The sequence below is a fragment of the Paenibacillus sp. J45TS6 genome, assembly GCF_018403285.1.
Classification (GTDB): Bacteria; Bacillota; Bacilli; order Paenibacillales; family Paenibacillaceae; genus Paenibacillus.
On the sequence record NZ_BOSJ01000001.1, the window covers coordinates 106,348 to 130,741 of the forward strand.

The 24,394-nt window shown below is 42.7% G+C and carries 28 protein-coding genes; all 28 read right to left on the reverse strand.

Annotated features, from left to right (window positions below):
• Positions 1-112 precede the first annotated feature (112 nt).
• On the reverse strand, positions 113-985 hold the full coding sequence (locus KJS58_RS00490) for a menaquinol-cytochrome c reductase cytochrome b/c subunit (RefSeq protein WP_213529550.1): 873 nt from the start codon (positions 983-985) through the stop codon (positions 113-115).
• Positions 986-1,004: 19 nt separating this feature from the next.
• Positions 1,005-1,676, reverse strand: a complete 672-nt coding sequence (gene qcrB, locus KJS58_RS00495) for a menaquinol-cytochrome c reductase cytochrome b subunit (RefSeq protein ID WP_191799267.1) — start codon at positions 1,674-1,676, stop codon at positions 1,005-1,007.
• Between the two features lie 14 nt (positions 1,677-1,690).
• Entirely contained in the window at positions 1,691-2,233 is a 543-nt protein-coding gene (locus tag KJS58_RS00500) for a Rieske (2Fe-2S) protein (protein WP_213529552.1), read from the reverse strand.
• A gap of 190 nt (positions 2,234-2,423) precedes the next feature.
• A complete protein-coding gene (locus KJS58_RS00505) occupies positions 2,424-2,861 on the reverse strand; it encodes a DUF2487 family protein (protein WP_213529553.1) in 438 nt (145 codons plus the stop codon).
• A 131-nt stretch (positions 2,862-2,992) separates the two neighbouring features.
• On the reverse strand, positions 2,993-3,175 hold the full coding sequence (locus KJS58_RS00510) for an IDEAL domain-containing protein (RefSeq protein ID WP_160033227.1): 183 nt from the start codon (positions 3,173-3,175) through the stop codon (positions 2,993-2,995).
• Positions 3,176-3,233: 58 nt separating this feature from the next.
• Positions 3,234-4,337, reverse strand: a complete 1,104-nt coding sequence (locus KJS58_RS00515; protein WP_213530230.1) for a hypothetical protein — start codon at positions 4,335-4,337, stop codon at positions 3,234-3,236.
• Positions 4,338-4,446: 109 nt separating this feature from the next.
• Positions 4,447-5,049 (reverse strand): histidine phosphatase family protein, encoded by a 603-nt coding sequence (locus KJS58_RS00520; protein WP_213529556.1) that lies wholly within the window; start codon positions 5,047-5,049, stop codon positions 4,447-4,449.
• Between the two features lie 27 nt (positions 5,050-5,076).
• Complete coding sequence (locus KJS58_RS00525; RefSeq protein WP_213529557.1) at positions 5,077-5,643, reverse strand: anti-sigma factor; 567 nt, start codon at positions 5,641-5,643, stop codon at positions 5,077-5,079.
• A 23-nt stretch (positions 5,644-5,666) separates the two neighbouring features.
• Positions 5,667-6,260 carry an RNA polymerase sigma factor gene (locus tag KJS58_RS00530; protein WP_213529558.1) on the reverse strand — a complete coding sequence of 198 codons (594 nt, stop codon included), beginning with the start codon at positions 6,258-6,260 and terminating at the stop codon, positions 5,667-5,669.
• Positions 6,261-7,045: 785 nt separating this feature from the next.
• Positions 7,046-8,155: a prephenate dehydrogenase gene (locus KJS58_RS00535; RefSeq protein WP_213530232.1), complete on the reverse strand. Its 1,110-nt coding sequence runs from the start codon at positions 8,153-8,155 to the stop codon at positions 7,046-7,048.
• Between the two features lie 10 nt (positions 8,156-8,165).
• On the reverse strand, positions 8,166-9,263 hold the full coding sequence (hisC, locus tag KJS58_RS00540) for a histidinol-phosphate transaminase (RefSeq protein ID WP_213529559.1): 1,098 nt from the start codon (positions 9,261-9,263) through the stop codon (positions 8,166-8,168).
• 42 nt (positions 9,264-9,305) lie between these two features.
• The gene (gene trpA, locus KJS58_RS00545) at positions 9,306-10,124 is read right to left on the reverse strand and encodes a tryptophan synthase subunit alpha (protein WP_213529561.1); all 819 of its coding nucleotides are present in this window, start codon (positions 10,122-10,124) and stop codon (positions 9,306-9,308) included.
• A complete protein-coding gene (gene trpB, locus KJS58_RS00550; RefSeq protein ID WP_213529563.1) occupies positions 10,121-11,317 on the reverse strand; it encodes a tryptophan synthase subunit beta in 1,197 nt (398 codons plus the stop codon). Before trpB ends, trpA begins: the two co-directional genes overlap by 4 nt.
• Complete coding sequence (locus tag KJS58_RS00555; RefSeq protein WP_249716831.1) at positions 11,314-12,012, reverse strand: phosphoribosylanthranilate isomerase; 699 nt, start codon at positions 12,010-12,012, stop codon at positions 11,314-11,316. Before KJS58_RS00555 ends, trpB begins: the two co-directional genes overlap by 4 nt.
• A 1-nt stretch (position 12,013) precedes the next feature.
• Complete coding sequence (gene trpC / locus KJS58_RS00560; protein ID WP_213529565.1) at positions 12,014-12,811, reverse strand: indole-3-glycerol phosphate synthase TrpC; 798 nt, start codon at positions 12,809-12,811, stop codon at positions 12,014-12,016.
• Positions 12,795-13,844 carry an anthranilate phosphoribosyltransferase gene (trpD, locus tag KJS58_RS00565; protein ID WP_213530236.1) on the reverse strand — a complete coding sequence of 350 codons (1,050 nt, stop codon included), beginning with the start codon at positions 13,842-13,844 and terminating at the stop codon, positions 12,795-12,797. Before trpD ends, trpC begins: the two co-directional genes overlap by 17 nt.
• Positions 13,845-13,865: 21 nt before the next feature.
• Positions 13,866-15,428 (reverse strand): anthranilate synthase component I, encoded by a 1,563-nt coding sequence (trpE, locus tag KJS58_RS00570; RefSeq protein WP_213529567.1) that lies wholly within the window; start codon positions 15,426-15,428, stop codon positions 13,866-13,868.
• Between the two features lie 520 nt (positions 15,429-15,948).
• On the reverse strand, positions 15,949-16,326 hold the full coding sequence (gene aroH / locus KJS58_RS00575) for a chorismate mutase (protein ID WP_213529569.1): 378 nt from the start codon (positions 16,324-16,326) through the stop codon (positions 15,949-15,951).
• A 6-nt stretch (positions 16,327-16,332) separates the two neighbouring features.
• Positions 16,333-17,427 carry a 3-dehydroquinate synthase gene (gene aroB, locus KJS58_RS00580; protein ID WP_213529571.1) on the reverse strand — a complete coding sequence of 365 codons (1,095 nt, stop codon included), beginning with the start codon at positions 17,425-17,427 and terminating at the stop codon, positions 16,333-16,335.
• 2 nt (positions 17,428-17,429) lie between these two features.
• Positions 17,430-18,599, reverse strand: a complete 1,170-nt coding sequence (aroC, locus tag KJS58_RS00585; protein WP_213529573.1) for a chorismate synthase — start codon at positions 18,597-18,599, stop codon at positions 17,430-17,432.
• 159 nt (positions 18,600-18,758) lie between these two features.
• Positions 18,759-18,968, reverse strand: a complete 210-nt coding sequence (locus tag KJS58_RS00590) for a UPF0175 family protein (protein WP_249716835.1) — start codon at positions 18,966-18,968, stop codon at positions 18,759-18,761.
• A 43-nt stretch (positions 18,969-19,011) separates the two neighbouring features.
• Positions 19,012-19,806, reverse strand: a complete 795-nt coding sequence (locus KJS58_RS00595; protein ID WP_213529574.1) for a CheR family methyltransferase — start codon at positions 19,804-19,806, stop codon at positions 19,012-19,014.
• Positions 19,807-19,840: 34 nt separating this feature from the next.
• Positions 19,841-20,284 carry a nucleoside-diphosphate kinase gene (gene ndk / locus KJS58_RS00600; RefSeq protein ID WP_213529575.1) on the reverse strand — a complete coding sequence of 148 codons (444 nt, stop codon included), beginning with the start codon at positions 20,282-20,284 and terminating at the stop codon, positions 19,841-19,843.
• Positions 20,285-20,362: 78 nt separating this feature from the next.
• Positions 20,363-21,337: a polyprenyl synthetase family protein gene (locus KJS58_RS00605; RefSeq protein ID WP_213529576.1), complete on the reverse strand. Its 975-nt coding sequence runs from the start codon at positions 21,335-21,337 to the stop codon at positions 20,363-20,365.
• Positions 21,334-22,194: a menaquinone biosynthetic enzyme MqnA/MqnD family protein gene (locus KJS58_RS00610; protein WP_213529577.1), complete on the reverse strand. Its 861-nt coding sequence runs from the start codon at positions 22,192-22,194 to the stop codon at positions 21,334-21,336. Before KJS58_RS00610 ends, KJS58_RS00605 begins: the two co-directional genes overlap by 4 nt.
• Positions 22,191-22,799 carry a UbiX family flavin prenyltransferase gene (locus tag KJS58_RS00615; RefSeq protein WP_236570537.1) on the reverse strand — a complete coding sequence of 203 codons (609 nt, stop codon included), beginning with the start codon at positions 22,797-22,799 and terminating at the stop codon, positions 22,191-22,193. The genes KJS58_RS00610 and KJS58_RS00615 overlap by 4 nt, the downstream gene beginning before the upstream one ends.
• A 1-nt stretch (position 22,800) precedes the next feature.
• The gene (locus KJS58_RS00620) at positions 22,801-23,667 is read right to left on the reverse strand and encodes a UbiA-like polyprenyltransferase (RefSeq protein ID WP_213529578.1); all 867 of its coding nucleotides are present in this window, start codon (positions 23,665-23,667) and stop codon (positions 22,801-22,803) included.
• Positions 23,660-24,388: a demethylmenaquinone methyltransferase gene (locus KJS58_RS00625; RefSeq protein WP_213529579.1), complete on the reverse strand. Its 729-nt coding sequence runs from the start codon at positions 24,386-24,388 to the stop codon at positions 23,660-23,662. Before KJS58_RS00625 ends, KJS58_RS00620 begins: the two co-directional genes overlap by 8 nt.
• Positions 24,389-24,394 lie beyond the last annotated feature (6 nt).

Here is a 24,394-nt window from a genome sequence, read left to right on the forward strand (position 1 = left end):
TTATCATGTGATATTCACTTTAATAGAATGATTGTGATTGAGTTCTCTCTAAAAAGGGCCTGACTGCTCATAGAAGCAGTCAGGCCCTTTTTCGGTAACCCGTATTCTAATATTACTCTGCCGTTTTCTGGGAAGCAAGCCAGTCTGCAAGAGTGTCAATATCTTTGTCTGTTAAACCTTTTGCGATGTTGGCATCATATTGAGGTCCCATTCCACCAATACCGTCATGAATGATACCGAGAAGTTCTTCTTTGCTGTGAGCATCGCCGATCCCCCGAAGTGAAGGACCCCCTTGCCCTTTCATATCCGCAGCATGGCAGGTTATACAGGTCGCTTTTTTGTAAATCTCAGCACCTGCTCCATCTGGATCTACAATGGCTACTTCTTCTGTAGTAGGTGCCATTGAAGTAGGAAGCCCTGCATTATGTTTCTCAAGCGCTTCTTCCTCACGTGCGATATGTTCTGGAACTTGACCGGACTTTTCAAGCTCATGTTGGTAATGAGTCCATGCTACATTGGTCAGATAGAAGACCGAAGCAATGGATAACAGCATAAGCGTTGATGCAATCGGCCTCTTATAGAAACGGCGTTCTTTCCCCGTATCTAGAAAAGGTGCAAGAAGTAAAGCTCCAAATGCTACACCTGAAACACCGAGTGTACCAAGTACAACATAATCACCAGAAGCATAAGGATACTTCAGATATTGATATAAGAATAAAAAGTACCAGTCAGGCATCGGTATTACCGATGCACCAGGATCAGCAGGATATCCAAGCGGTGCTGGTTCCGAAATCGTAAGTACCAGAAAGCCAACAAGAACAACGACCCCTACCATCCATTCTTTTAAAAGGAAGTTTGGTATAAAAGCCTCTGATTTTCCCGGATATGAAGTGTAGTCAGGCGGTGTAACAAATCCCATACCCTTACGTACCCTGGAATCTCCAACAAAAACAACTTTTTCGTCTGATTTTTTCCCGTGTGCCATAGGCGTTTCCCCCCTTCTATTATAGTGGTCCGGAGATACCTTGTCGGCGGATCATAATAAAATGGCCTACAAGTAAAATAAGCAGAACAGCAGGAAGGAAGAACACGTGAAGGGCAAAGAATCTCGTTAATGTCTCAGCTCCAACAATCGTACCGCCTTGTAAAAGTTCTTTGATAATAGGTCCCAAATAAGGAACCGTATTCGCGATCTCGAGTGTTACTTTGGTCGCAAAGTAAGCTTTGTTATCCCAAGGCAGCAGATAACCTGTTAATCCAAGTCCAAGCATAACGAAAAAGATTAACATTCCTACCACCCAGTTCATCTCACGTGGGGCTTTATAGGATCCTGTGAAAAACACCCGCATCGTATGTAAAAACATCATCACTATGACCAAGCTGGCTCCCCAGTGGTGCATTCCCCGTACAATCTGACCAAAAGCAACTTGGGTTTGCAAAAACTCTACACTAGCATACGCATTAATAATGTCGGGTACGTAATACATCGTTAGAAACATTCCTGAAAGAATCTGTATAACCGTGATGAAGAACGTAAGTCCGCCAAAGCAATATACAAACGCTGAAAAGTGATGGGCTGGATTTACGTGTTCAGGAACTTCATGGTCAGCAACGTCACGCCAAATAGGAGTGATATCCAGACGTTCGTCGACCCAGTTGTAAATATTTTTAAACATCTACTCACGCCTTCCTATTGGACTCTCTGATTCGGAATAATCTCCCCAAGGTATATCCATCCATCTTCTTCCTTGACGGTGTACTCATCAAGCGGCTTGGAAGCTACAGCTAACTGTTTCCCCTCTTGTGTATAATGTGCACCATGGCAAGGACAGAAATATTGATTTTGAAATTCAGGATTGTTATTGTAACCAACCAAACATCCAAGATGCTTACATATCGGTGACAATGCATAGATGGTGCCGTCTTCCCCTTTGCGAATCCATGCAATTAGTGAAGAATTGTTAGTGTACCAACCATCTTGCTGTTTCAGTTCAAAATGGACTTCCAGAGGCTCCGAAGTCACTTTACTCACTTCCACTGCCTTCACAAATGCGCCATCATCTTTCTTTTGCAATATTGGATCCACACCAAATCGAACCATAGGCAATACGACACCTGCAGCCATATATGCGGTAGCTCCGCCCAAAGTGTACGTCAGAAACTGTCTGCGTGACATCTCTTTCCGCTTGGGTGGCTTAGGCACATTATGCTCATTGTCATTGTGATTGCTCATCCTCTTCCGACCCCCTTTTTCATCCAAATATTTCATTCTTCTCTTAAAATATTCCACAAATTACTATGACATACATTATCATATAGTAGCCTACAAGGACCGTCAAGAATTTGTCACATATTTTCAAACAGGGAATGGAAGCGTTACAATGAAAATGTTGGTAATTTGTCACATATCCCTATGAAATGGATTAATTCCACATCTGATAGATTTGACTCTGGATATCCTTCTTGAATTCGTTTTCAATAGCGTGTTCCCATTCTTCCTTCCCAAGAGATAATGCAGCTAAAGAAAAGACTAGATCTGCCTTAGGAAGATCAGCTTGAACCAATGCTTCGTCAGCAGTCATCACAATGACATATTTGAATCCGCCTGCTTTTAGATGAGAGCACAGCTCATTTAAATGCTCTAATTCCGAAGCTTGGCTATAATGAACGGCAGGATAGGTGACTACTCGTCCGTTGAAAGGAATCTCAACATAATCCAGAAAATCTCTTAGCCTTTCAAGCGCAATTACCGTTTCGCAGGGGGATTCCCGTCCCGTAAGTGCGGTGTATGGTATGAGACATGTATCTAGGTAAGACTGCAATTCTACCCAATCTTCTGATGTAATCTCGCTGAATTTCAAGACCCTGCCTCCTCTTTATGTATTACTTCTATTATAAGGTTCGAAACCATAACTGGAAAGACTTTCTATAGATTCAAAAAAGAACCCTTCTCATTTTTCAGAGAAGGGTTCTTTTTTAACGTAGGGTTGTCTTACGAAATAATTAATCTCAGTTCATCCGTCAGGCTGCGGAAAGCCACTTCATCCCCCGATGCCAGTGCTTTGTCAATTTCATCATACAATTGTTCACTCCGATGTTTGCGTAATGCCGCGTCCCAGACCATTTCTGCAGCCAGTCCTAACATGACCTCGTAAGTAACTTTCATTTTATCCATAGGATGCACCTCCAACCAATTGTTATATTTTCAGGCTAAGCTAAATTATTTTCACGGGTTAACGGGATGTATATTGAACCGCATTACAGGTTACCGTTAACCGGTTTCCCCAAGGTGTCATTCTAACAACCTGTCCCTTCTCCTCATGTTCTCCGATCCGAACCATTCCTAGATGCATCATCATTTGAAGTATTCGCTGTTTAAGAACAGCCTCATTCGTATCGTAGTAGAAGGGATGAATGATCTCACCCATGCTTTCCAGTAAGGAGGAAACAGTAATCCATTCCTTCGCACACTCCCCAATCCAATACACAACAGAAGCAAGACTTGGAATAGCTCCTTTATAAAGTCTTAACCAATAGCGAAAAATCTGCATCAACTCTTCGTCTGATGACTTCTCAAAAACATGAGTGCCTTCATCGGTAATAGCAAGAATTCCATTGTTTTCTGCTATATACCGCTGATGAATCGCATAATCATACAGTAGAGCTAACCGATCAGGGTATTCTTTATAGCTTCTCCCATATCCGAAACGCCATCCTGCTTTTCCTACCAATGGTTCTTTTACATGTAGAAAATCCAGCAGCTGCTGCTGCGTTCTCTTATACATAAATCCTTCCTGATTCAGAGGAATTTCATACTGATCAGTGAATTTAAGCAGCAATTTCATATCCTCGAACATTAAATGATGTTCTTCACGATAGACGGAAGGTTCAGGGACAACCTCAGCAAGCTGTATAAATTTTGAACGTATTACGCCCATAAATTTCATTTTTAAATCTTGGGGAACACGATACAAATATTTCGTTTGCTGTGTTGAACCGTTAAATAACCAGCCCCGTTTCGTAAACTGAACAACAATATCGCGAAAATAGGCAGCAGGACGTTCTCCCTTGGGTTCCATTGCTTGCTTTGCAAGGGCCGTAAGTTCTTCTATGCTGTAATTTACCCTTCCATCAAACAGTAGTGCATTTAGAAAGCTAAGCTGACCCTCTGGCAGATCATATACCAGTTCTTCAATAAAGGAGGAATTACCAAGTGTAACTAAAATACTCTGAATTAATTCATGTTTGGAATGGGTGTTGCTGCTGCATTCATAATGGTTTGCAATGCGGTTTAGCTGACCAATGTCAGCATACGTAAGTAGATCCGCTAAATTCATTGTCCCATCGCCTCGCCGTTTTACTACCATTATGGGAATTATTGCAACATTTATTCCTTTACGGCAAAAAAAATAACCCGAATCTGCATTCGGGTTATTTACACAGCAATTATTTTTTTGATTTTTCAAACGAACATTCCATTAAATGCTTCGTACAGTTATAAAGCAACGGATTCCATTTTTCTTCTTCGTTCTCTAGTATGGTAAGAGACAAATTTCCAATTCTCTCGTTATATCGATCTTCGTAAAGTGCTTTATATAACTGAGCAAGCAGAGCCCCGTGAGAAACGACAAGAATATGCTGATGAGGATGTGTCTGTGCCAATTCATTAATAAAGGTAAGGGCCCTTACCCGCATATCAGGTTCTTTTTCCTGCCCTAAGTCTAATAAATTCCAGTCTACTCCCCATTTTGCTTCTCGTTCTTCTTGCGTTAGGCCTTCGGCCTGCCCAAAAGATCTTTCTTGAAGTCGTTCATCAGGCGGAAGCATAGGAACATTAATAATACGGCTTATGATTTCTCCTGTTTCCTGTGCGCGAGACAATCCGCTCGTTATAATATAGTCCCACTCATAGGGTTCAGTTAGAAGACGTTCTCCAAGCAACTTTGCCTGCAGTCTGCCTTCATCATTCAGAGGAATGTCGCTGCGTCCTTGAATTCGTCCAGCTACATTCCAATCCGTAAGTCCATGACGTATTAAACCAATTCTCATTTCAAGATATGCCTCCTTCTCTTTTTGTTATTTGGTTATATGATGCATTCTGCGTAAAGAGAATAAAGCCATCCCCAAAGCTAGCAAAGATATGAATATCCAGTACTCAGGGTAAGCGGGAATCCCTGCTACAAAGGGTTCAATAATACCAGAAGCACCTTTAGTATCATGGTAAAACAAGCTGAAAGCCGGTGTATTACTCGCTACTCCAGTAGGAACAATTCCAGCACCATTATTCATGCCAGCATCGCTACTAGTACTTACCTTCCATACCATGAGCACGATGCTGCACAACAACACGGCTAAACAAGCAGAAATCCAGATTGAAAAACGAGTGACCGTTGTTTCCGTCCATTTGTAGGGTTTGATATCTGTTCTTTGAATATGCGGATGGTCGCTGTATATCTTGTCCATTACCTTACCGTGCATCGATTGAAGCGACTTGTCGGGAACAGGATCTAAAGTCTCGGGAATCAGGTCATATAATTCCTCCCACCTGCTATATTCAAAGGCACAATCAGAGCATTCTTCTATATGTTTATTCAGTTCAACTCGTACCGGATGATGTGCGGACAAATCCCAAACTTGCGCCATGCACTCCTGGGCTTCGTTGCAATTCATTGACTTTTCATCCCTTCATATTCCTCATAGATCGGTTCAAAGAAATACGAATGCAACTGATTCTTGACGCTCATCCGTGCACGAAACAATAAAGATTTGACGGAACTCACGGTCTGCCCTAAAATATCCGAAATTTCCTGATATTCGAGCTGATCATATTCTCTGAGAATAAGAGCCGTTCGCTGCTTATCAGGCAAATTATTAATTGCTTCACGCACTTTAATGACACGTTCATTTCTCAGCATCGCTTGTTCAGGAGCTGTATCCAAAGAAGCAACAGGAATAACTCCACTTTCTTCAAGCGGAATATTACTTCCTCGATGTTTTCGAAGTTCGCTAAGAACCGTATTTCTAGCAATAGTATACACCCAGGTGGAGAAAGATGCATCAATCTCGCGGAAGGAATTTAGACTTCGATAAGCTTTATAAAATGTTTCTGATACTAAATCTTCTGACATATGTTCAAGTCCAGAACTGCGAAGCATGTGGTAGACAAAAGCATACATCTTTCTTTCATATCTTCCCATGAGCTCAGAATATAGCTCGACTTTTCCTGCTTTTATTTCTTTAATCAACTCTGAATCATCCATTAGGTCTAAGCTCCTCCTTGCAGTTCCATAGTGCCCAGGTATATGAAAATGCCTGTAACAACACTTTTTAGAGCGGGAACCTATTATTATGATTGAATATAATTACAGAAATGTAATTTTTATTATTAGGTTGTAAATAGCTAACTAGTTCTTACTCTCTTGCTTGTAAATCCTTATGTAGTAACACTTTCCTAATCATTCCTATAATTCCAAGGAACATTATACCATATAATCAACCAAAGTTTCCCTTTTAATTTATGAAAAATTTGTTATTTATTTTACGTCTATGATACTTTAAGACTAAGTGGACCGGTTTGATCTAGTCATGTAAGCAAAAAAAATAGGCCGCGAATTTATTGCAGCCCGTTGTTCAAAATCTGTGTTATTAAAATTTCATGATTGAAAATTATTGATTTTTATTAGAAAAAATATAGACAGTCATTGCTATTAAAGAAATACAGAACAATATTTCAACTTTCTCAAAAATCGAGGATGCACTGAAAACAAAGATTGAAAGAAATTCAATATTGTTATAGAAAATTCACCTTCACATATAGAAGCACATCTTTCTCTTCAAAAAAAAGAGGCCGCGAATCATCGCGGCCCGTTGTTCATCTTTCAGAACAACCAGTTATTGGATAGGAGTGGAGAGAAACCATACTGTACTTTTATTATATGTATCCGTTTTCATTCTGTCAACCATAATTATACATTTATTTAGGATCTTGCATATTTACATAAATAAAGCGGTTTTATAAACAAAGAAAGAGGGCTTCCCCTCTCTCTTAGCTTCGTACGGTATAACCCAGATTAGTAAGAAGTTCAATTGCTCTCTCCATATCATCTTCCTGTCGGAAGGATAACCTGAGAATGCCGGGTACATCTTCTCTGCTCTCAATGATCTGCATATTGCTCAAATTAATCCGAGCCGTCCCCAGTTCCGTAGCAATCCGGCCAATAATCCCTGGGGTATCCGGAACATCAATATAAATGTCAAATAAAGCATTGATGATTCCTTTTCTTCGCTCCGGTAATTGATCTCGAAAAGAACCGGCTTCACGAAAAGCAGCTTCAATCGCTTCCCCATTACTTTCCTCCAGCACCTGAGTGAACTGGCCTACTTGCTTATTCCAGTCTCGAAGAAGTCGCAGTAATACATCACGGTTACTCAGTAAAATATCACGCCATACTACCGGATCACTCGACGCAATACGGGTAATATCACGGAAACCGCCGGCTGCAAGCAGCTGATATAAAGGTTCATTTTGGTTATAGCTGCTGATCTGATTAACCAGTGCTACCGCAATAATATGAGGCAAGTGACTAATAGCGCCCACGATATCATCGTGATGCTCAGGTTCTACCCGGATGACTTGTGCTCTTGTACAAGACAGTAGATGATGAAGCTTATTATAGACGTCTTCCTCAATCTCCGGCTGAGGTGTAAGAACATAGTAAGCATTTTCGAATAGCAGCGGTGAAGCCGCCTCTACGCCAGACCGTTCTGAACCCGCCATCGGATGCCCGCCAATAAAATATACATCTCGAAAATCGAGTGTCTTCGCAGCTGCTGTAATCGAGGCTTTCGTGCTGCCTACATCTGTAATAATACAGCCTTTCTTTAGCGGGAGCTTATTTAGTTCCTGAAGATAATAATTCAGCATGCCGACCGGTACACTTAAAAAAATGAAATCCGCATCCAGTGCCGCCTCTTCAATGGATAAGGTCACATGATCAAGTACGCCGCTCTTTAGGTATCTTTCTTGAATCTTCGGTTCATGCGCATAACCGACTACTTCTATTCCCGGCTTCCCTTTAAAACAAAGGGCGAGAGACCCTCCGATGAGTCCCACGCCAAAGATTGCAATTTTGCAGTTTATTCCTTCTGTTCTCATTCCGAGTCCACTATACTTCCGAGCGTTCAGGGGTAAGCGCATGCTCTAGCGCTTTGATGAACGCTTGATTCTGTTCTGGTGTACCTACAGATACCCGGATGTAGTCAGGATAAACCTGGAACCCAGAACGGATAATAATACCTTGTCGCAGTAAGATATCAAACATCTCGGCAGCCGGTCTGCCAATTTGTACAAGTATAAAATTACCTTGTGAAGGGAAATAGTGAAGACCTAAACGATCAAATTCGCTTTGCAGATAAGTAACACCTTGGCGATTCTTATCACGGCAATCTTTTACAAAGTCTTGATCCTGAAGAGCCGCACGAGCAGCAACCTGACCGAATCTTGTGGTATTAAAAGGTTCTCTGACTTGATTAATTAAAGAGATTACTTCGGAACTCGCGATCCCATAGCCGATCCGTAAAGACGCAAGTCCGTAAATTTTGGAGAATGTTCGTAATATGACAAGGTTATTGTATTTCTCCAACATAGGTATCGTCTCTGGATAGGATTCATCCGTAACAAATTCATAATAAGCTTCATCAAGAACGACCATCACATCGGAAGGGACACGATCCATAAAGGAAATAAGCTCTTTCTCAGTGATAATGGTACCTGTTGGATTATTCGGATTACATACCCAGATTATTTTTGTTTTGGAAGAGACTTTTGATAACATGCCCTCCAGATCGTGCGTACCGTTAACAAGCGGAACTTCGATACTTACCGCTCCTTCAATATCTGCATTACTCTTATATACTGAAAAAGTTTGATCCGCCATAATTGTCTCGTCACCTGGAACGAGAAAGGCTCTAGCGATCAGGGCAATGATTTCATCCGAACCTGCGCCAAAAATAATTTGATCATCACGCACACCCAGATGTACGGCCAAATCAGCTGTAAGTTCTCCTGCTGAACCGTCTGGATAGATACTCAGATTTGCAAGTTCTGCCTGAATTGCATCCTTCACAAGTGCCGAACTGCCATAAGGATTCTCATTCGATGCAAGCTTAATCACTTCACTGAGTCCCAGCTCTTTTTTCACTTCTTCAACGGGCTTTCCTGGTTTATATACGGGTAAATTGCCAATAGTAGACTTATGTTTCATAAACAAGCCCTCCCTTGTGGATAATGAAAAAAATATCCAAAATTATACTTTTAATTGTGCCACAAACTGGCGTATTTGCAAAAGTCCTTTTTCTTTCGTATCTGGATTTGATAACAAAGGAATCGTATGTTCGATCTCTCTCACAATGGCACTGCCTACGATAACCCCATCACAAATTCCAGAAAAATGTTCTACCTGTTCACGACTGGATATCCCAAAGCCAACAGCAACGGGAAGCGTTGTATATGATTTTACCGTTGTAATAAATTCATCTACTTTCTGGTGGAATGCAGCTCTCTCTCCTGTTACACCTAGTGATGATACACAGTAAATAAATCCTCTTGCGCTCGAGACGATCTTCTTTATTCTTTCCTTCGATGTTGGCGCAACTAAGGGAATAAGGTGAATATTAGCACGATCCGCATATTCACGAATCTGTGCGGATTCTTCAATCGGAAGATCCGGAATGATCATACCGCTAATATCATGCTCTACTAACAAGTCAAAGAAAGATTCCAGACCTGTCTGAAGCACGGGATTGTAGTATGTAAAGAGCACAAATGGCAGCTTCACTCCCGCTGCACGTGCACGTTTAGCTGTCTCCATACATGTACGAATCGTAATCTGCTGTTTTAGTGCTCGTTCAGAAGCACGCTGAATGACGGGTCCATCTGCAAGCGGGTCAGAATAAGGCACGCCTAGTTCAATCACATCAGCCCCTGCCTTCTCGAGTTCAATAATGATCTCAACAGTCGTGCTCAGATCTGGATCTCCCACTGTTATAAAAGGAATAAGTGCTGTTTTGCCGCTCATCTGCAGGGTTTGGAAGGTCTCATCCATCCGGTTTAATCGGATACTCATGCGAGTCCACCTCCCGTATATTTCATAATGGATTCCACATCTTTGTCTCCCCGGCCTGATAGACAGATGACAATGATCTGATCTTTCTTCATGGTTGGAGCTAGTTTCACAACTTCTGCAACCGCATGTGCGGATTCAAGTGCAGGAATAATCCCTTCAATTCTGCTGAGTAGCTGTAGTGCATCTAGCGCTTCTTGATCTGTTATAGGCACATACTGTGCACGTTTAATATCCTTCAAATAAGAATGTTCTGGACCTACACCCGGATAATCTAGTCCAGCTGAGATCGAGTGAGCCTCTTGGACTTGCCCAAATTCATCTTGAAGTAAATAACTCATCGAACCTTGGAACACCCCTTGTGTTCCCTTGCTCATCGTTGCGGCATGGAATTCCGTATCTACCCCTTTACCAGCAGCCTCACAGCCAATCAACTGCACATCTTCATCTTCAACAAAAGGATAAAACATACCGATCGCATTACTTCCGCCGCCGACAGGTGCAACCACCACATCCGGAAGTCTGCCTTCGGTATCCAGGATTTGACGACGGGTCTCATCACCAATCACACGCTGAAAGTTACGAACCATGAGCGGGTATGGATGAGGTCCAACTGCAGAACCTAATATATAGAACGTATCTTCCACGTTACTCACCCAGTATCTTAAGGCCTCGTTGCCCGCATCTTTCAGCGTGCGAGAACCTGACGTAACCGGAATGACTTCCGCTCCGAGTAAGTTCATACGGAACACATTCAGCTGCTGCCGTTTTGTATCTTCTTCACCCATGAATACTTTACACTCCAGACCTAACAGTGCTGCAACGGTGGCAGTAGCAACTCCGTGCTGTCCTGCTCCTGTCTCCGCGATGACTTTCTTTTTGCCCATCCGTTTTGCAAGCAGCCCCTGCGCGAGTGCATTATTAATTTTATGAGCGCCTGTGTGATTCAAATCTTCACGCTTCAAATAAATTTTCGGACCGCCTAAATGATGACTAAGGCGTTCAGCGTAATAGAGAGGTGTTTCTCTGCCTGAATATTGTTTTAACAAATAACGGAGTTCCTCATTAAATTCATCATCTTCGGAAAAACGTTTAAATTCCTCTTCCAGTTCAATCAGGGCATTCATCAATGTCTCAGGTACATAACGTCCTCCAAAAGGTCCAAAACGACCATATACATCCGGTACCAGTGTCATGCCTTCTTCACCCTTTCCACAAAAGCTGTCATTTTATTTATGTCTTTGATTCCATTTGTCTCTACACCGCTGGATACATCAACACCACCCGGTGCATACCCATTCACAAGTTCATGTACGTTATCAGGTTCTAACCCTCCCGCTATAAAGAGCGGAATTTGCATGTTCCGTGCCCATAACTGATAGGGAATGCTTCGTTCCCAGGAAAAAGTCCGGCCAGAACCGCCTCCGTATACAGGATCAAAGGTATCTATAAGAACGGCATCTATTACTCCTTCATAAGGAGCGAGACTTCTATCTATATCTTCAGCCGCCTGGTTAGGATCGTTATTCAAAGAAAACACTTTGAATACATTCACACCAAACTTAGCTCTTAGTTCTTGGCATAATGCTGGAGATTCATCACCATGCAGCTGAATTACATCCAGCGATACTTGACGAAGAATTTCTTCAATCTCCTCCACTGAGGGATTTACGAATACCCCAACAGATCTGGGTAATGGACGCACATCCCATTCTGACAATACATTCACCAGGCCTGCTGCTTGTGCTGCAGTCACCTGACGCTTTGATCTTGCAAAAACGAATCCAATAAAATCGACAGTTAAGTGTTTCATAGATTTTAGCACTTCAACGTCCTGAAGTCCACATATTTTTACAAGCGGCTTCTCGTTCACTTTAGAAATAGACATCATTTTAGTTCCCCGTTCCCATCATCTCAAGCACTGCTTCACCAACATTTTCGTTACGCATAAACTGTTCTCCGACCAAAATTCCTTTTGCCCCTGTTGTTTTTAAAAACTCAACATCCGCCTTGGTTCTTATGCCGCTTTCACTAATTAAGGTGATGCCCGCAGGAACCTGCTGTGATAGAAGTGCGGTTGTATTCAGATCCGTTTCAAAGCTTTTCAGATTCCGATTGTTAATTCCAATAAGGGTGGCAACATTCAGATCAAGTACCTGTGTAAGTTCATGCTCATCATGCACTTCGACCAGAACGTCAAGACCAAGGTCTTTAGCGTACTGATGATAGGCTCCCATCTGTTCTTGTGTCAGTATGCTGGCAATAAGTAAGACTGCATCCGCACCGATTAGGCGTGCCTCCGCAATCTGAAGCTCACTAATAATAAAATCTTTACGAAGTAAGGGAACGTTCACTGCATTTCTAATCTCCGTTAAATAGGCGGCCTGGCCCTGAAAATATAATTCGTCTGTCAAAACGGATATACAATCCGTTCCTGCCTCTTCATAGGCCTTAGCAATCCGTACGGGATCAAAATCAGGGCGAATTAGCCCTTTTGAAGGGGATGCTTTTTTTACTTCGGCAATAAGTCCCATCCCGCAACTGTGCGATCTCGATAAAGCCTGCTCAAATCCTTTCGTATTCGGCATTTGTGCAATCTTTCTCTCTGCTGCAGTAAGGTCAAAGCTTTGCTTAATTTTTGCTACTTCATCTATTTTGGTAGCTACAATGCGATCAAGATACGTACTCATGGTCATACTCCCCCGTTTTCTGAATAAGTTGTGTGAGCTTTTCATAGGCTTTGCCGGAATCAATAGCACCCTTCGCCATATGAACACCTTCGGCCAAACTTCCTGCAAGGCCCGTTACATAGATTGAAGCACCGCTGTTTGCAAGTACGATATCACGATAAGGGCTCATTTCACCCGATAAGACACCTTTTATAATCTCCGCATTTTCAGCCGCATTGCCGCCAAGCACACTAGTCAGCGGATGTACACGGAGGCCAAGGTCGCTCGGATGAATATCATACGTATGAACTATTCCATCCTTAAGTTCCGACACCTTTGTTTTGTCTGAAATACTGATCTCATCAAGCCCGTCATAACTTGCTACTACGAGTGCTCTTTTGAGACAAAGTCTTCCTAGTACCTCAGCAATAATCTCTGTCTTGTTGATATCATATAGTCCTAATACCTGCCGATCTGCTCCAGCTGGATTGGTAAGCGGACCAAGCATATTAAATACGGTGCGAAAACCGAGTTCTTTACGCGGTGCTGCCGCATACTTCATCGAAGGATGATACAGCTGAGCAAATAAAAAACAAATATTAATTTCATCTAAACAAGCCTTAGCTTGAGTGTTATTCAGGTGAATATTTACGCCTAATGCTTCAAGTACATCCGCGCTGCCAGCTTTACTGCTTGCGGAACGATTGCCGTGTTTAGCTACCCGTACCGATACGGAGGAGGCAATGATTGCTGAAGCTGTGGATATATTAAACTTACTAATACCAGAGCCTCCGGTACCGCAAGTATCCAGTAAATTTTCTTGATCCGTTATCATCTTATTAGCAGAACTTCGCATCGCCTGAGCAAAACCTGTAATCTCATCTACCGTTTCGCCCTTCATGCGAAGTGCTGTTAACAATCCGCCAATCTGCGAGGATGTTGCTTCCCCGTTCATGATACTAGACATCACAAGTCTTGACTCTTCCTGCGACAGATGATTTCCACCTAATATCTTATTTAGACCCTGCTGGATAGCAGTTACGCTGCTTAGCATATTCATGTTTTCTCCTCCTCCTTATCCTTTAAGATTGGATGACATACAAATATAGTCTTGGTTAGCATACGCTGGAGCTGATGGCTCTACAGGAAACATCGCTTCTGCGTAGCGAATGGCGGTCAGCAGAGCTTTTGCCTTATTTACAGTTTCCTCGTATTCTTTTTCTGGTACCGAGTCCCATACAATCCCTGCCCCTGCTTGCACGTAAGCTTTACCTTCTTTGAAAATAATGGTACGGATCGTGATACAAGTATCCATATTACCTGTAAAACCGAGATACCCGATTGCGCCTGCATAGGCCCCTCTCGCTTCACGTTCCAGTTCAGCAATGATCTCCATTGCTCTCAGTTTAGGAGCCCCCGATACCGTACCTGCTGGCAGACATGACAGAAATGCATCAAAGAAATCACGATCTTCACGAAGTGTACCGGAGACATTGGATACCATGTGCATGACATGTGAATATTTCTCGATTTCCATATAGGAATCGCACTTCACGCTACCAAACTCACTGACTCTCCCAATATCGTTCCGACCAAGATCCACTAACATAAGATGTTCTGAACGTTCTTTCTCATCCGTAAGTAAATCTTGTGCTAATTCAGCATCCTGTGCTTCTGTCTTGCCTCGAGGTCTGGTTCCCGCAATCGGTCTTGTCTGCACGCGATCTCCGTCCACCTTTACAAGCGGTTCAGGTGAAGTGCCGACGATGATCTCTTCCTCCATTTTCAGATAATACATATAAGGAGAAGGATTTAGTGTTCGAAGTACACGGTATACTTGAAGAGGCGATACTTCCGTTTCGATATGAAAACGCTGGGACAATACAACTTGAAAAATGTCTCCGGCCCGAATATATTCCTTTGCCTTCTCCGTATTTTCGAGAAATTTTTCTTTCGTTAGATTCGAGTGCACCGTCCCCAGCTCCACACCGTCTGGAATCGATCGACGATTCACATTTTCCGAAGGTCCTTCTTCTGCCAGCTGGCTTGCGAGCTGTTCCAGCCGATCTGTCACTCTTTGATAAGTTTCAAGAATATCTTGATCCAGATCTCCCGGATTCACATGTAAATTGCCAACAAGCAGGATCTGCTGCTTCACATGATCGAAAACAATAATTTCATCACAGAACATAAACTGAATATCTTCCATTTGAAGATCATCCACTTGATGTTTCGGAAGTTTTTCATAATATTGAAGCAAGTCATATCCGAAGAATCCAATAGCTCCACCTGTAAAGGGAGGCAAATCTTTTATTTTCGGACTGCGGTATTGCCTCAGCAAAGCCTTCAATTCTTCAATCGGTTTTCCTTTCATTTGTGATTTTTCACCTTTATGCGTGAGTGTTAACACACCATTTTTCCCTGCTATCGATAAAAAAGGAGCTGTGCCAATAAAAGAATATCTAGCCCACTGGCTGCCTCCTTCCACACTTTCCAGTAAAAATGCATATTCCTCATTTGCAAATCGGCTGAACAATCGAATGGGTGTCTCCATATCAGCCAAAATCCGCTTTACAACAGGAATTAGATTATATTCTGTTGCTAATTTTAATACTTGCTGTGCTTCGCTATTCATCATAAAACACTCCTTTTTCATTGAGATAGGCAGAGTGTAGATGGATGGAAGTAGGGATATGCTTACGCAAAAAAACCTCTACGAGAACGTAGAGGTTCATAAAAACAATAATAAAGTGAAGTGTAAACAGCATGATCCGATCATGGAGGTTCATCTATCTATGTACAAAGAAAGAGTCTTATCCTAAGATACGTAATCTAAGGAAGCATATGAACTCTTATCCGCAGCATCCATATTTCTATAAATATGGCCCATGCTGTGATTCATATGTACAAGATATTGCAAAAATCCATGTTCATCTCTCCATATGGGTCCATACACTAAAGTATGAATCCATGGTTGTTCCTCACTCTTTATGCTACCCATATGCGCTACCGCACATAAGCCATAAATCATAGGAACTCGTCTCAGCTCTGCTATACTCTACTCAATTAAAGTTTTATCTAAACTCTAAACTCTTCTCATCTCTGCTAACAATCACTATACATTACATCTACAGGTTTTGGCAAGAAGCCATTTTCACCTATGTATTCGATGATTCTGCTAAATCCGGCCGCAAAGCCTTGGCTCCATTCAAATATACGTGAACCATTTCCTTTTGCGTTTTGTCTGTATTCACATGAATCATGAATCGAATACATTTCTCCAGTGATCCCTTGACAGGTACCTCCTGGGAACACATGAGGGGAACAAGCTCCCATCCTTGTAATTCTCGAATAGACTTGGCTGGAAATGCAGCATCAAGATCTTTCGTCAGCGTAATCCATACGCTGCATATCGCCTCAGGATCAAGTGAATTCTTCTGAACGATTTCTTTGAGAAGTTTGCTCGTTTCATTCACAATATCTGCTTCCGTATTGCTTGCAACCGTTGTTGCACCGCGAATTCCTCTTGTGTACATCCGATCCTACACCTCCTTCTTCAGTTCCTCAAGCACCAGACGAACATCCTCGGCCCGTACATCTTTGGCAATGGTGACCTCACCAATCGCTGTTGGAATGATAAAGACCATATGGCCTTCTCTGAATTTCTTGTCATGCATCATCGCAGACATAATATCCTCAGTACTCAGATGCTCAGGGAGGGAAGTCGGTAGTCCAATCGCCTTAAGCATCCGTTTGGTGTCTTCATATAGCGAAGCATCTGCTCCCCTCATGACACCAAGCTTAGCTGATCCAACCATCCCGATGGATATGGCTTCTCCATGAAGGAACTCCCCATAACCAGCAATGGCTTCAATCGCGTGACCAATGGTATGACCAAGATTCAGGATCGCGCGAATTCCGTTTTCTTGCTCATCCTGAGAAACAATCTCTGCCTTGATCGCACAACCTTTGAGTAGTCCATACGCTAAAGCATCCTTATCAAGAGCTAATAACTGATCTGCATTCTCCTCGCACCAATGGGCAAAATCTGCATCCCTGATCAGTCCGTGCTTAACCATTTCTGCAAGCCCGGCAGATACCTCACGACGCGGTAGTGTGAGCAGCGTGTTTACATCATAAAGGACTAGCTCTGGCTGATGAAAAGCACCGATCATGTTTTTAGCGAGTGGATGATTAATCGCTACTTTTCCGCCCACACTGCTATCATGAGCTAGGATGGTAGTCGGAATTTGCACAAATTTGATTCCTCGCATATAAGTAGCGGCTACAAATCCAGCTAAATCTCCAACCACTCCGCCTCCAAGCGCAAGAATAGCTGAGCTGCGATCCAGCTTTGCTTCAATTGCACTTGTCATCATCTCTTCATAAACTTTCAGCGACTTAGAAGTTTCACCGCTTGGTACCACAGCAGATGCTACAGCATACCCTGCCGTTTCCAGAGAAGTGAGAAGTGTATCAAGATAATGAGGAGCAATTTTCTCATCCGTAATAACAAGCAAAGAACTTTTTACGCTAATTCCATGCTTCTGAATATAATGTCCTGCTTCTTCAAGAAGTCCACTGCCAATATAGATTGGATACGATCGTTCACCGAGATCAACCTTTAGCTCCCTCATCACTAGTAACGCTCCAATTGTGCATTATAGTTATCGAGGTTGGCCCGGATCTCCTCTATAGAATCTCCGCCGAATTTCTCCAAGAACGCTTTAGCTACTTCAAAAGCAACCACATGCTCCATTACCACACTCGCAGCAGGTACAGCACATGCATCCGAACGTTCAACCTGAGCGGTAAACGGCTCTTTTGTATCAATATCTACACTTTGCAGCGGTTTATAAAGCGTCGGAATTGGCTTCATTACACCGCGCACTTTTATTGGCATACCATTCGTTACCCCGCCTTCAAATCCGCCAAGGCGATTCGTAGCACGGTGGTATCCTTTCTCTTCCGTATACAGAATTTCATCATGTACCTGGGAACCACGAATCGTGCCCGCCTCGAACCCAATTCCAATCTCTACACCTTTAAATGCATTAATTGACATAACCCCTTGGGCAATACGTCCATCAAGCTTCCGGTCATATTGAACGTAGCTTCCAAGACCAACAGGAACACCTTCCACAATACATTCTACGATCCCGCCGATTGAATCGCCTTCTTGCTTAATCTGATCAATATAAGCTTCCATCTTCTTCTCTGTTTCTTCATCCGTAACGCGAACCGATGAGGCTTCTGTACGAGCACGAAGTTCTTCAAGCGGAAGGTCTTCATAAGGAGCTTCAATCTCCCCAATCCGAAGCACTCTGCCGGCAACCTCTATTCCAAACTCGGAGAGTAGTTGGCGTGCAAGCGCGCCCACAGCAACACGTACCGTTGTTTCTCTTGCACTAGAACGTTCTAGTACATTACGGAGATCTTTCAAATTATATTTAAGTCCGCCATTCAAATCTGCGTGACCTGGACGTGGACGATGCATTCTGCGTTTCTCTTCATCATTACCTTCGATCGGTTCAATGTTCATAATATTACGCCAATGCGTCCAGTCTTTATTCTCAACTACGAGCGCCACTGGTGCTCCTGTTGTATATCCGTGACGAATTCCACCCACAAATTCAGCGGTATCTTTCTCAATTTGCATACGACGTCCTCGGCCATATCCTTTTTGACGGCGATGGAGCTGGAAATTCAGTTCCTCAAAATCCACCTTCATATTGCTCGGAAGACCTTCAACGATTGCGGTTAATTGGGGTCCGTGCGTTTCCCCTGCGGTTAAATAACGAAGACTCATAATACGTTCCCCCTTTATACTGTTAAGCTTTAAACTGCTAAAATCCTTAATCTTTGATCATTATAGTATAGCATGTTATCTTTGACAAGAAATGTTCTCATTCATAAAAAAACACGCAGATTCAAATGGACGAATCTGCGTGTTCTCTATTGCGTAAGTTTACTTGCTTCCCATCAGACTGGTCTGCCTGGATCTATTGCTGTTCTGTAGATTACTATCGGGCTTTATGCTGCCAAGGACCTGTCTCATTTGAGAAGGATCCAGTCCAAGAATCTGAGCACATTGCATAATACTGATCATTCCCTGCCGGTAGGCAGTAATCACAACTTGCTTGTCAATAACTTTCGCCTCCAGATCTATCCATAACATCTGATTGCTACAGTATGAGACATTCTAGCTGTTTTTTATGCATCTATTTTTTACGATAGAAAAAAGTCTCTGCTCCTTCAAGGCCGTACTCTCCCGGTGAGAAAATTTGTTCTGTACTTCCCACAAATAAAATACCGCCAGGACGAAGTGCATTTGCAAATTTCTGATAAAGCACATGTTTTGCTTCTTCTGTAAAATAGATCATCACATTTCGGCACACAATCAAGTCAAACCCATCCTCAAAGGGGTCCATAAGTAAGTTTTGTTTACTAAAATGGACAGCTTCCGCAAGTTTAGGATCGATTTTATAATGCAATCCCTCAGGTTTAAAGTATTTTTTGACTACCTGCTCAGGAACTTCCTTTAAGGAACGTTCCAAATATGTACCTTGCCCAGCCCTCGCCAAAGCACCATCATCAATGTCAGTGGCCATAATTGTACTGCTTGAGAGCAAACCAGCCATGTCAAGAATCATTGCGATTGTATAGGGCTCTTCTCCCGTAGAACAAGCGGCACTCCATACTTTAAGCGGAAGATGGGAAGTAAGGGAAGGAAGCAATGTGTTTTGCAGTACTTCCCACCGATTCCGGTTCCTCCAAAATTCAGACACATTAATCGTCATTCGATCTAGAAAATCTAGAAAAAGTGCTTTGTTTTGTTCCATCCCTTCAAAAAAAGCGGCAAAAGAATCGTACCCATGTCTTAACCTAAGGGTAGTCAACCGCCGCTTCATTTGAGTTTCTTTATACTGGGCAAGATCAATTCCAGTAGCTGCCTTGATCTTATGAATAAACAGGACATAGTCATCCTGTTCAGAACCTTTTTCAAACAGTGACATTTGATTCCTTCCTTCTTACGGAAAGATCACTCGTTTATGTCCAGGCAGCAATCGTTTTACTGTAAGATACCAGTTCAGCCTCATTAAAGAAGTTAGCAAGCTCACGAGCTGCACTTTCAGGAGAATCAGCACCATGAATGAGATTATGCGGAGTAACTGCCGCAAAATCTCCGCGAATCGTTCCAGGGAGCGCCTCTTTCACTTTGGTTTTCCCAATGACCACCCGAGCAAGTTCAATTACATCTTCGCCTTCCCATACCATGGCAAAGACCGGCCCAGAAGTAATGAAAGACACGAGCTCATCAAAGAAAGGCTTACCTTCATGTTCCGCATAATGACGTTTTGCTTGTTCGTCAGTCATCTGTACGAATTTACCTGCAACCAGTTTAAACCCCTTATCTTCAAACCGACTAACAATTCGTCCAATTAGTCCACGTTGTACGCCATCTGGTTTCACCATCAAAAAAGTACGTTCCATGTGTATTCTCCTCCAGGCTTAATTATGAATGCGCTGCTTCGTAAGCTTTCGACTTCGTGAGAACATCTTCCTGCCTGATTAATATGAACGTTTTACGACAAAATGAGCGATATCCCGCAAATTTTTCTTTGTCTTGATATCAGGAAGTCCTTCCAAGGCATCAAGAGCTTTATTCATATATCGGTCAGCAAGCTCCTCCGCTTTAGTCATTCCCGCACTCTCTTTAATCATACCCACTGCAGCACGAACACTACCAATATCATTCTGATCACGAATGTTAGCGATCAGCTGCAACAAATCAGCTCTAATCTTCTCATCCTGTAACGCATAAATGACGGGTATTGTAATATTGCCTTGAAGCATATCACTTCCCGGCGGTTTACCAAGCTGCTTCTCTGTTCCTCTAAGGTCCAGCAGGTCATCCTGAATTTGGAATGCCATCCCCACATTGTAACCGTAGCTGTATAAGCGTCTACAAATGTCACTGGAAGCTCCCGCAGCCACGGCCCCTAGCTGGCAACTGATCGCAATCAGCAGAGCCGTCTTCCGGCGGATACGAAGTAAGTAATTCCGAATACTCTGATCCGTATTGAAGAAATCCCGGATTTGTTCCATTTCACCAATGGTCATCTGAACCATCGCTTTTGCCATGGTCTGATGGATCAGCGGATTAGGGAGTTCCGTAATCATGAGCATTGCTCTGGCATAAATGTAATCTCCTGTGTACATCGCAATCCGATTATCCCATTTGGATTTCACAGTCAATTGTCCGCGGCGTGTCTTCGCGTTATCAATCACATCATCATGAACTAGAGATGAAGAATGAATGAGTTCTAACGGAACAGCGATATGTTTCAGCACTTCAATATCATAGGTTCCAAATTTACCGCCCAGCAAAACAAAGACGGGACGCAGCCTTTTACCGCCTGCTTTCAGCAAGTGTAAGGAAGTCTCAGCAAGCAGCTTCTGATCCGTTTCCACACTTTTATACAATTCTTTCTCGATGTACTTCATATCTTTTTTTAGTTCAGTCAATATATCCAGTAGTTTCATTCCGTCACCCGTATCAGCTTATTCTCATTCCAGAGATCCAGCCGGACCTCATGCTCCATGAGACCAAGCTCATGTGCATAACGGAAATACAGTTGCAGGCCTTGCAACTCATTTTCACCAAAATCGTAACATAAATTCGTAAAATAATCATACCAATAAGATTTCGTTCCTCCGATTTTTTGTATCGCTTCATCTATAACCGGAGTAAGTTCTAACAATATCTTTTCTTTACTTGATATAAAAGCATCTGTGATCTCATGAATCACTTCACTATGACATTTGGCATAATCGGATGAAACAGCCCATACCGCAAAAGTCATACTTTGGTTCGTGAAATAGTGCCATCTCTCGCCCAGATCATACACATAATAGCCATGATTTGTCCAAGATGCCTGTATCGCAGAATCGCCGATCAATAAAGCTGCATCTGCATGTTCCATCATAGAAGGCAGATCCGGTTCCTGTGTAATATACGCTGGGTTCAATTTGTAGAACTTCGTCATTAGTATTTTCAATAAATTCACAGAAGTAGCCGACGTATTTGTCAGAGCGATTGTTCCACTGCCCAGGTCTTCTATCTTCTTTTTACTGAAGAGCAGAATCGATTTCACTTCGCCTTTACTGCTGACCGATATATCAGGCAATACCATCAGGCGCCTTGATTCCATACCATAAGCAAAAGAAGACATCGCACTCAGATCAAGTGTACCTTCATGTATTCTTTGATTCAGTACAGCGGGGACTTCTGTAACCATCTCGACCGGATGGGTAAGTTTCTTGGGATCAAAATAATGAAAGATAGGCCAAGCATTGGTATAACTAATCTTACCGAGAACGGTTTTGCTGTGAGTATTCATGTTGTCTCCCCCCATCTCGTAAACAGATCATGCTCAATATGAAGAGTATCAAGTACTTTTCCAACAAGGAAATTAATTAAATCATCCATCGTTTTGGGATGGTAATAAAAGGCCGGCATCGCAGGAATCATTTTGACTCCAAGGCGTGACAGCTTCAACATATTTTCGAGATGTATCGCATGAAGCGGCGTCTCTCTCGGAACCAAAACTAAGGAACGGCCCTCTTTCATCATCACATCTGCCGCGCGAGCCATCAGATTATCTGAGGCTCCATGAGCAATGGCTGATAAGGTACCCATGGAACATGGCATGATAATCATCCCGTCCATTAAAAATGAACCGCTTGCGATCGAAGCCCCGATGTCATTTACGGGATGATAAACAAGAGAACCGGGACGGCTCCCGAACTTCTCGTTCAAAATCCCTTCCCGGTCCGTAACGTTCCAGCCTAGTTCTTCTTTTATGACACGCCAGCCTGCATTTGATACGACAAGGTGAACTTCATAGGCCTGATCAAGTAAAGTTTCAATCAGCCGTATTCCGTATATACTGCCGCTTGCCCCTGTAATGCCAACGGCAAGTCTTTTCAACCGGTTTGCTGTCAAGTTAAAACACCACCACATCAATCAAAGTAAAGACAAAGATTACGATGCTGACTACACTGTTCAGAGTAAAGAAAGCCGTCTGTAAACGACTTAGATCACTCGGTGTCACAATGTAATGCTCATAAATGAGCAGCGCACAAGAGATCAAAATTCCTACTGCATAGATCCAGCTTAAACCTGTGATAAAGAATAAGGCAATAAAGCCAGCTGCAGTAATGATGTGAAATACTTTTGCAATAGTCAATGCCCCAGCGATACCAAAACGCGAAGGAATCGAGTACACGCCTTCTTCTCTATCAAAATCAATATCCTGGCACGCATAAATAATATCAAAACCTGCTGTCCAAAAAGCGGCCGCTACAAAAAGTACAAGACTGCTCAGGTTAATTTCTCCTGTCACTGCGACCCATCCGCCAAGCGGAGCAAGGGCAATGGTAAAACCCAGTACAATATGGCAAGCCCATGTGAACCGTTTTGTATAAGAATAAATAACGAGCATAAATACAGCAATCGGAAGGAGTTTTACCGAAAGCGGATTAAGCTGTGATGCTGCCCAAAATAATAAAATAAAAGAGATAATTACAAAAACAACAACTTCGCTGATTTTGAGAAGTCCTGCTGGAATGGCTCGTCCAGCCGTTCTAGGGTTCTTGGCATCAATCACGCGGTCGATCATTCGATTGAGTCCAAAGGCAGCGCTTCGCGCACCAATCATAGCGAGCAGTACCCAGCCAATCTGAGCCCAACTCGGTAAATGGCCTGTTATTTCTGTCGATCCCAGCACAGCACCCATAAATGCAAAAGGCAACGCAAACAGCGTATGCTCAATTTTAATCATTTCTAGAAAAATACCAATTTTCTTAAACATGCTGACTCTCCTTGATCCCGATATGTAATGCTGCTATTCCGCCCGTCAAGGCATAGGAAGTGACGTTTTGTAAGCCGGTCTCTTTGAAAATCTGTTCGAGTTCCGCTCTTCCAGGAAACATCATAAGGGAGTCAGGTAACCATTTGTACTGTTCGTAACGCTTTGCTAACAGCTTGGCAATAAAAGGAAGCATATTTCTAAAATAAAAATAATACAAACCTTTAAACGGCTGCCAGGTAGGTTTAGAGAGTTCCAGACAGACGACCTTCCCTCCTGGTTTTACTACTCGTTGCATTTCGTTTAATACTTGTTTGATATCCGGCACATTACGAAGACCAAAGCCAATCGTTACGTAATCAAAGCTATTATCTTCATAAGGCAAACTCATCGCATTCCCCTGAATGAGCGTAATCTGCTGTTTGCGGCCTAGTTTTTCAACTTTACGCTGACCTACTTCCAGCATATTGCTGCTAAAATCAAGTCCTTCGATGTGACCCGTTTCACTTGCTTCTGCAAGTGCGAGCGTCCAGTCACAAGTGCCACAGCAGACATCTAATGCCGTTTGTCCAGGCTGTACATTCATTTTTTTCATTGTGAATTTACGCCAGGCCTTATGACGTCTAAAGCTAAGCGTGTCATTCATTACATCATACTTACCAGCAATACTCTGAAAAACCGAATGGACGTACTGTTCCTTCGGCTTGTTCCCCCCATGCTGCATGTATAA

Coding starts and splice junctions, on each gene's coding strand:
- KJS58_RS00490 (WP_213529550.1), bottom strand. CDS start 985: ATGGCACACGGGAAAAAATCAGACGAAAAAGTTGTTTTTGTTGGAGAT.
- qcrB (WP_191799267.1), bottom strand. CDS start 1,676: ATGTTTAAAAATATTTACAACTGGGTCGACGAACGTCTGGATATCACT.
- KJS58_RS00500 (WP_213529552.1), bottom strand. CDS start 2,233: ATGAGCAATCACAATGACAATGAGCATAATGTGCCTAAGCCACCCAAG.
- KJS58_RS00510 (WP_160033227.1), bottom strand. CDS start 3,175: ATGGATAAAATGAAAGTTACTTACGAGGTCATGTTAGGACTGGCTGCA.
- KJS58_RS00515 (WP_213530230.1), bottom strand. CDS start 4,337: ATGAATTTAGCGGATCTACTTACGTATGCTGACATTGGTCAGCTAAAC.
- KJS58_RS00520 (WP_213529556.1), bottom strand. CDS start 5,049: ATGAGAATTGGTTTAATACGTCATGGACTTACGGATTGGAATGTAGCT.
- KJS58_RS00525 (WP_213529557.1), bottom strand. CDS start 5,643: ATGGCGCAAGTTTGGGATTTGTCCGCACATCATCCGGTACGAGTTGAA.
- KJS58_RS00530 (WP_213529558.1), bottom strand. CDS start 6,260: ATGGATGATTCAGAGTTGATTAAAGAAATAAAAGCAGGAAAAGTCGAG.
- KJS58_RS00535 (WP_213530232.1), bottom strand. CDS start 8,155: ATGAGAACAGAAGGAATAAACTGCAAAATTGCAATCTTTGGCGTGGGA.
- hisC (WP_213529559.1), bottom strand. CDS start 9,263: ATGAAACATAAGTCTACTATTGGCAATTTACCCGTATATAAACCAGGA.
- trpA (WP_213529561.1), bottom strand. CDS start 10,124: ATGAGTATCCGATTAAACCGGATGGATGAGACCTTCCAAACCCTGCAG.
- trpB (WP_213529563.1), bottom strand. CDS start 11,317: ATGACACTGGTACCGGATGTATATGGTCGTTTTGGACCTTTTGGAGGA.
- KJS58_RS00555 (WP_249716831.1), bottom strand. CDS start 12,012: ATGATGTCTATTTCTAAAGTGAACGAGAAGCCGCTTGTAAAAATATGT.
- trpC (WP_213529565.1), bottom strand. CDS start 12,811: ATGAGTACGTATCTTGATCGCATTGTAGCTACCAAAATAGATGAAGTA.
- trpD (WP_213530236.1), bottom strand. CDS start 13,844: ATGCTAAGCAGCGTAACTGCTATCCAGCAGGGTCTAAATAAGATATTA.
- trpE (WP_213529567.1), bottom strand. CDS start 15,428: ATGATGAATAGCGAAGCACAGCAAGTATTAAAATTAGCAACAGAATAT.
- aroH (WP_213529569.1), bottom strand. CDS start 16,326: ATGTACACAAGAGGAATTCGCGGTGCAACAACGGTTGCAAGCAATACG.
- aroB (WP_213529571.1), bottom strand. CDS start 17,427: ATGAGGGAGCTAAAGGTTGATCTCGGTGAACGATCGTATCCAATCTAT.
- aroC (WP_213529573.1), bottom strand. CDS start 18,599: ATGAGTCTTCGTTATTTAACCGCAGGGGAAACGCACGGACCCCAATTA.
- KJS58_RS00590 (WP_249716835.1), bottom strand. CDS start 18,968: ATGTTATGGATAGATCTGGAGGCGAAAGTTATTGACAAGCAAGTTGTG.
- KJS58_RS00595 (WP_213529574.1), bottom strand. CDS start 19,806: ATGTCACTGTTTGAAAAAGGTTCTGAACAGGATGACTATGTCCTGTTT.
- ndk (WP_213529575.1), bottom strand. CDS start 20,284: ATGGAACGTACTTTTTTGATGGTGAAACCAGATGGCGTACAACGTGGA.
- KJS58_RS00605 (WP_213529576.1), bottom strand. CDS start 21,337: ATGAAACTACTGGATATATTGACTGAACTAAAAAAAGATATGAAGTAC.
- KJS58_RS00610 (WP_213529577.1), bottom strand. CDS start 22,194: ATGAATACTCACAGCAAAACCGTTCTCGGTAAGATTAGTTATACCAAT.
- KJS58_RS00620 (WP_213529578.1), bottom strand. CDS start 23,667: ATGTTTAAGAAAATTGGTATTTTTCTAGAAATGATTAAAATTGAGCAT.
- KJS58_RS00625 (WP_213529579.1), bottom strand. CDS start 24,388: ATGCAGCATGGGGGGAACAAGCCGAAGGAACAGTACGTCCATTCGGTT.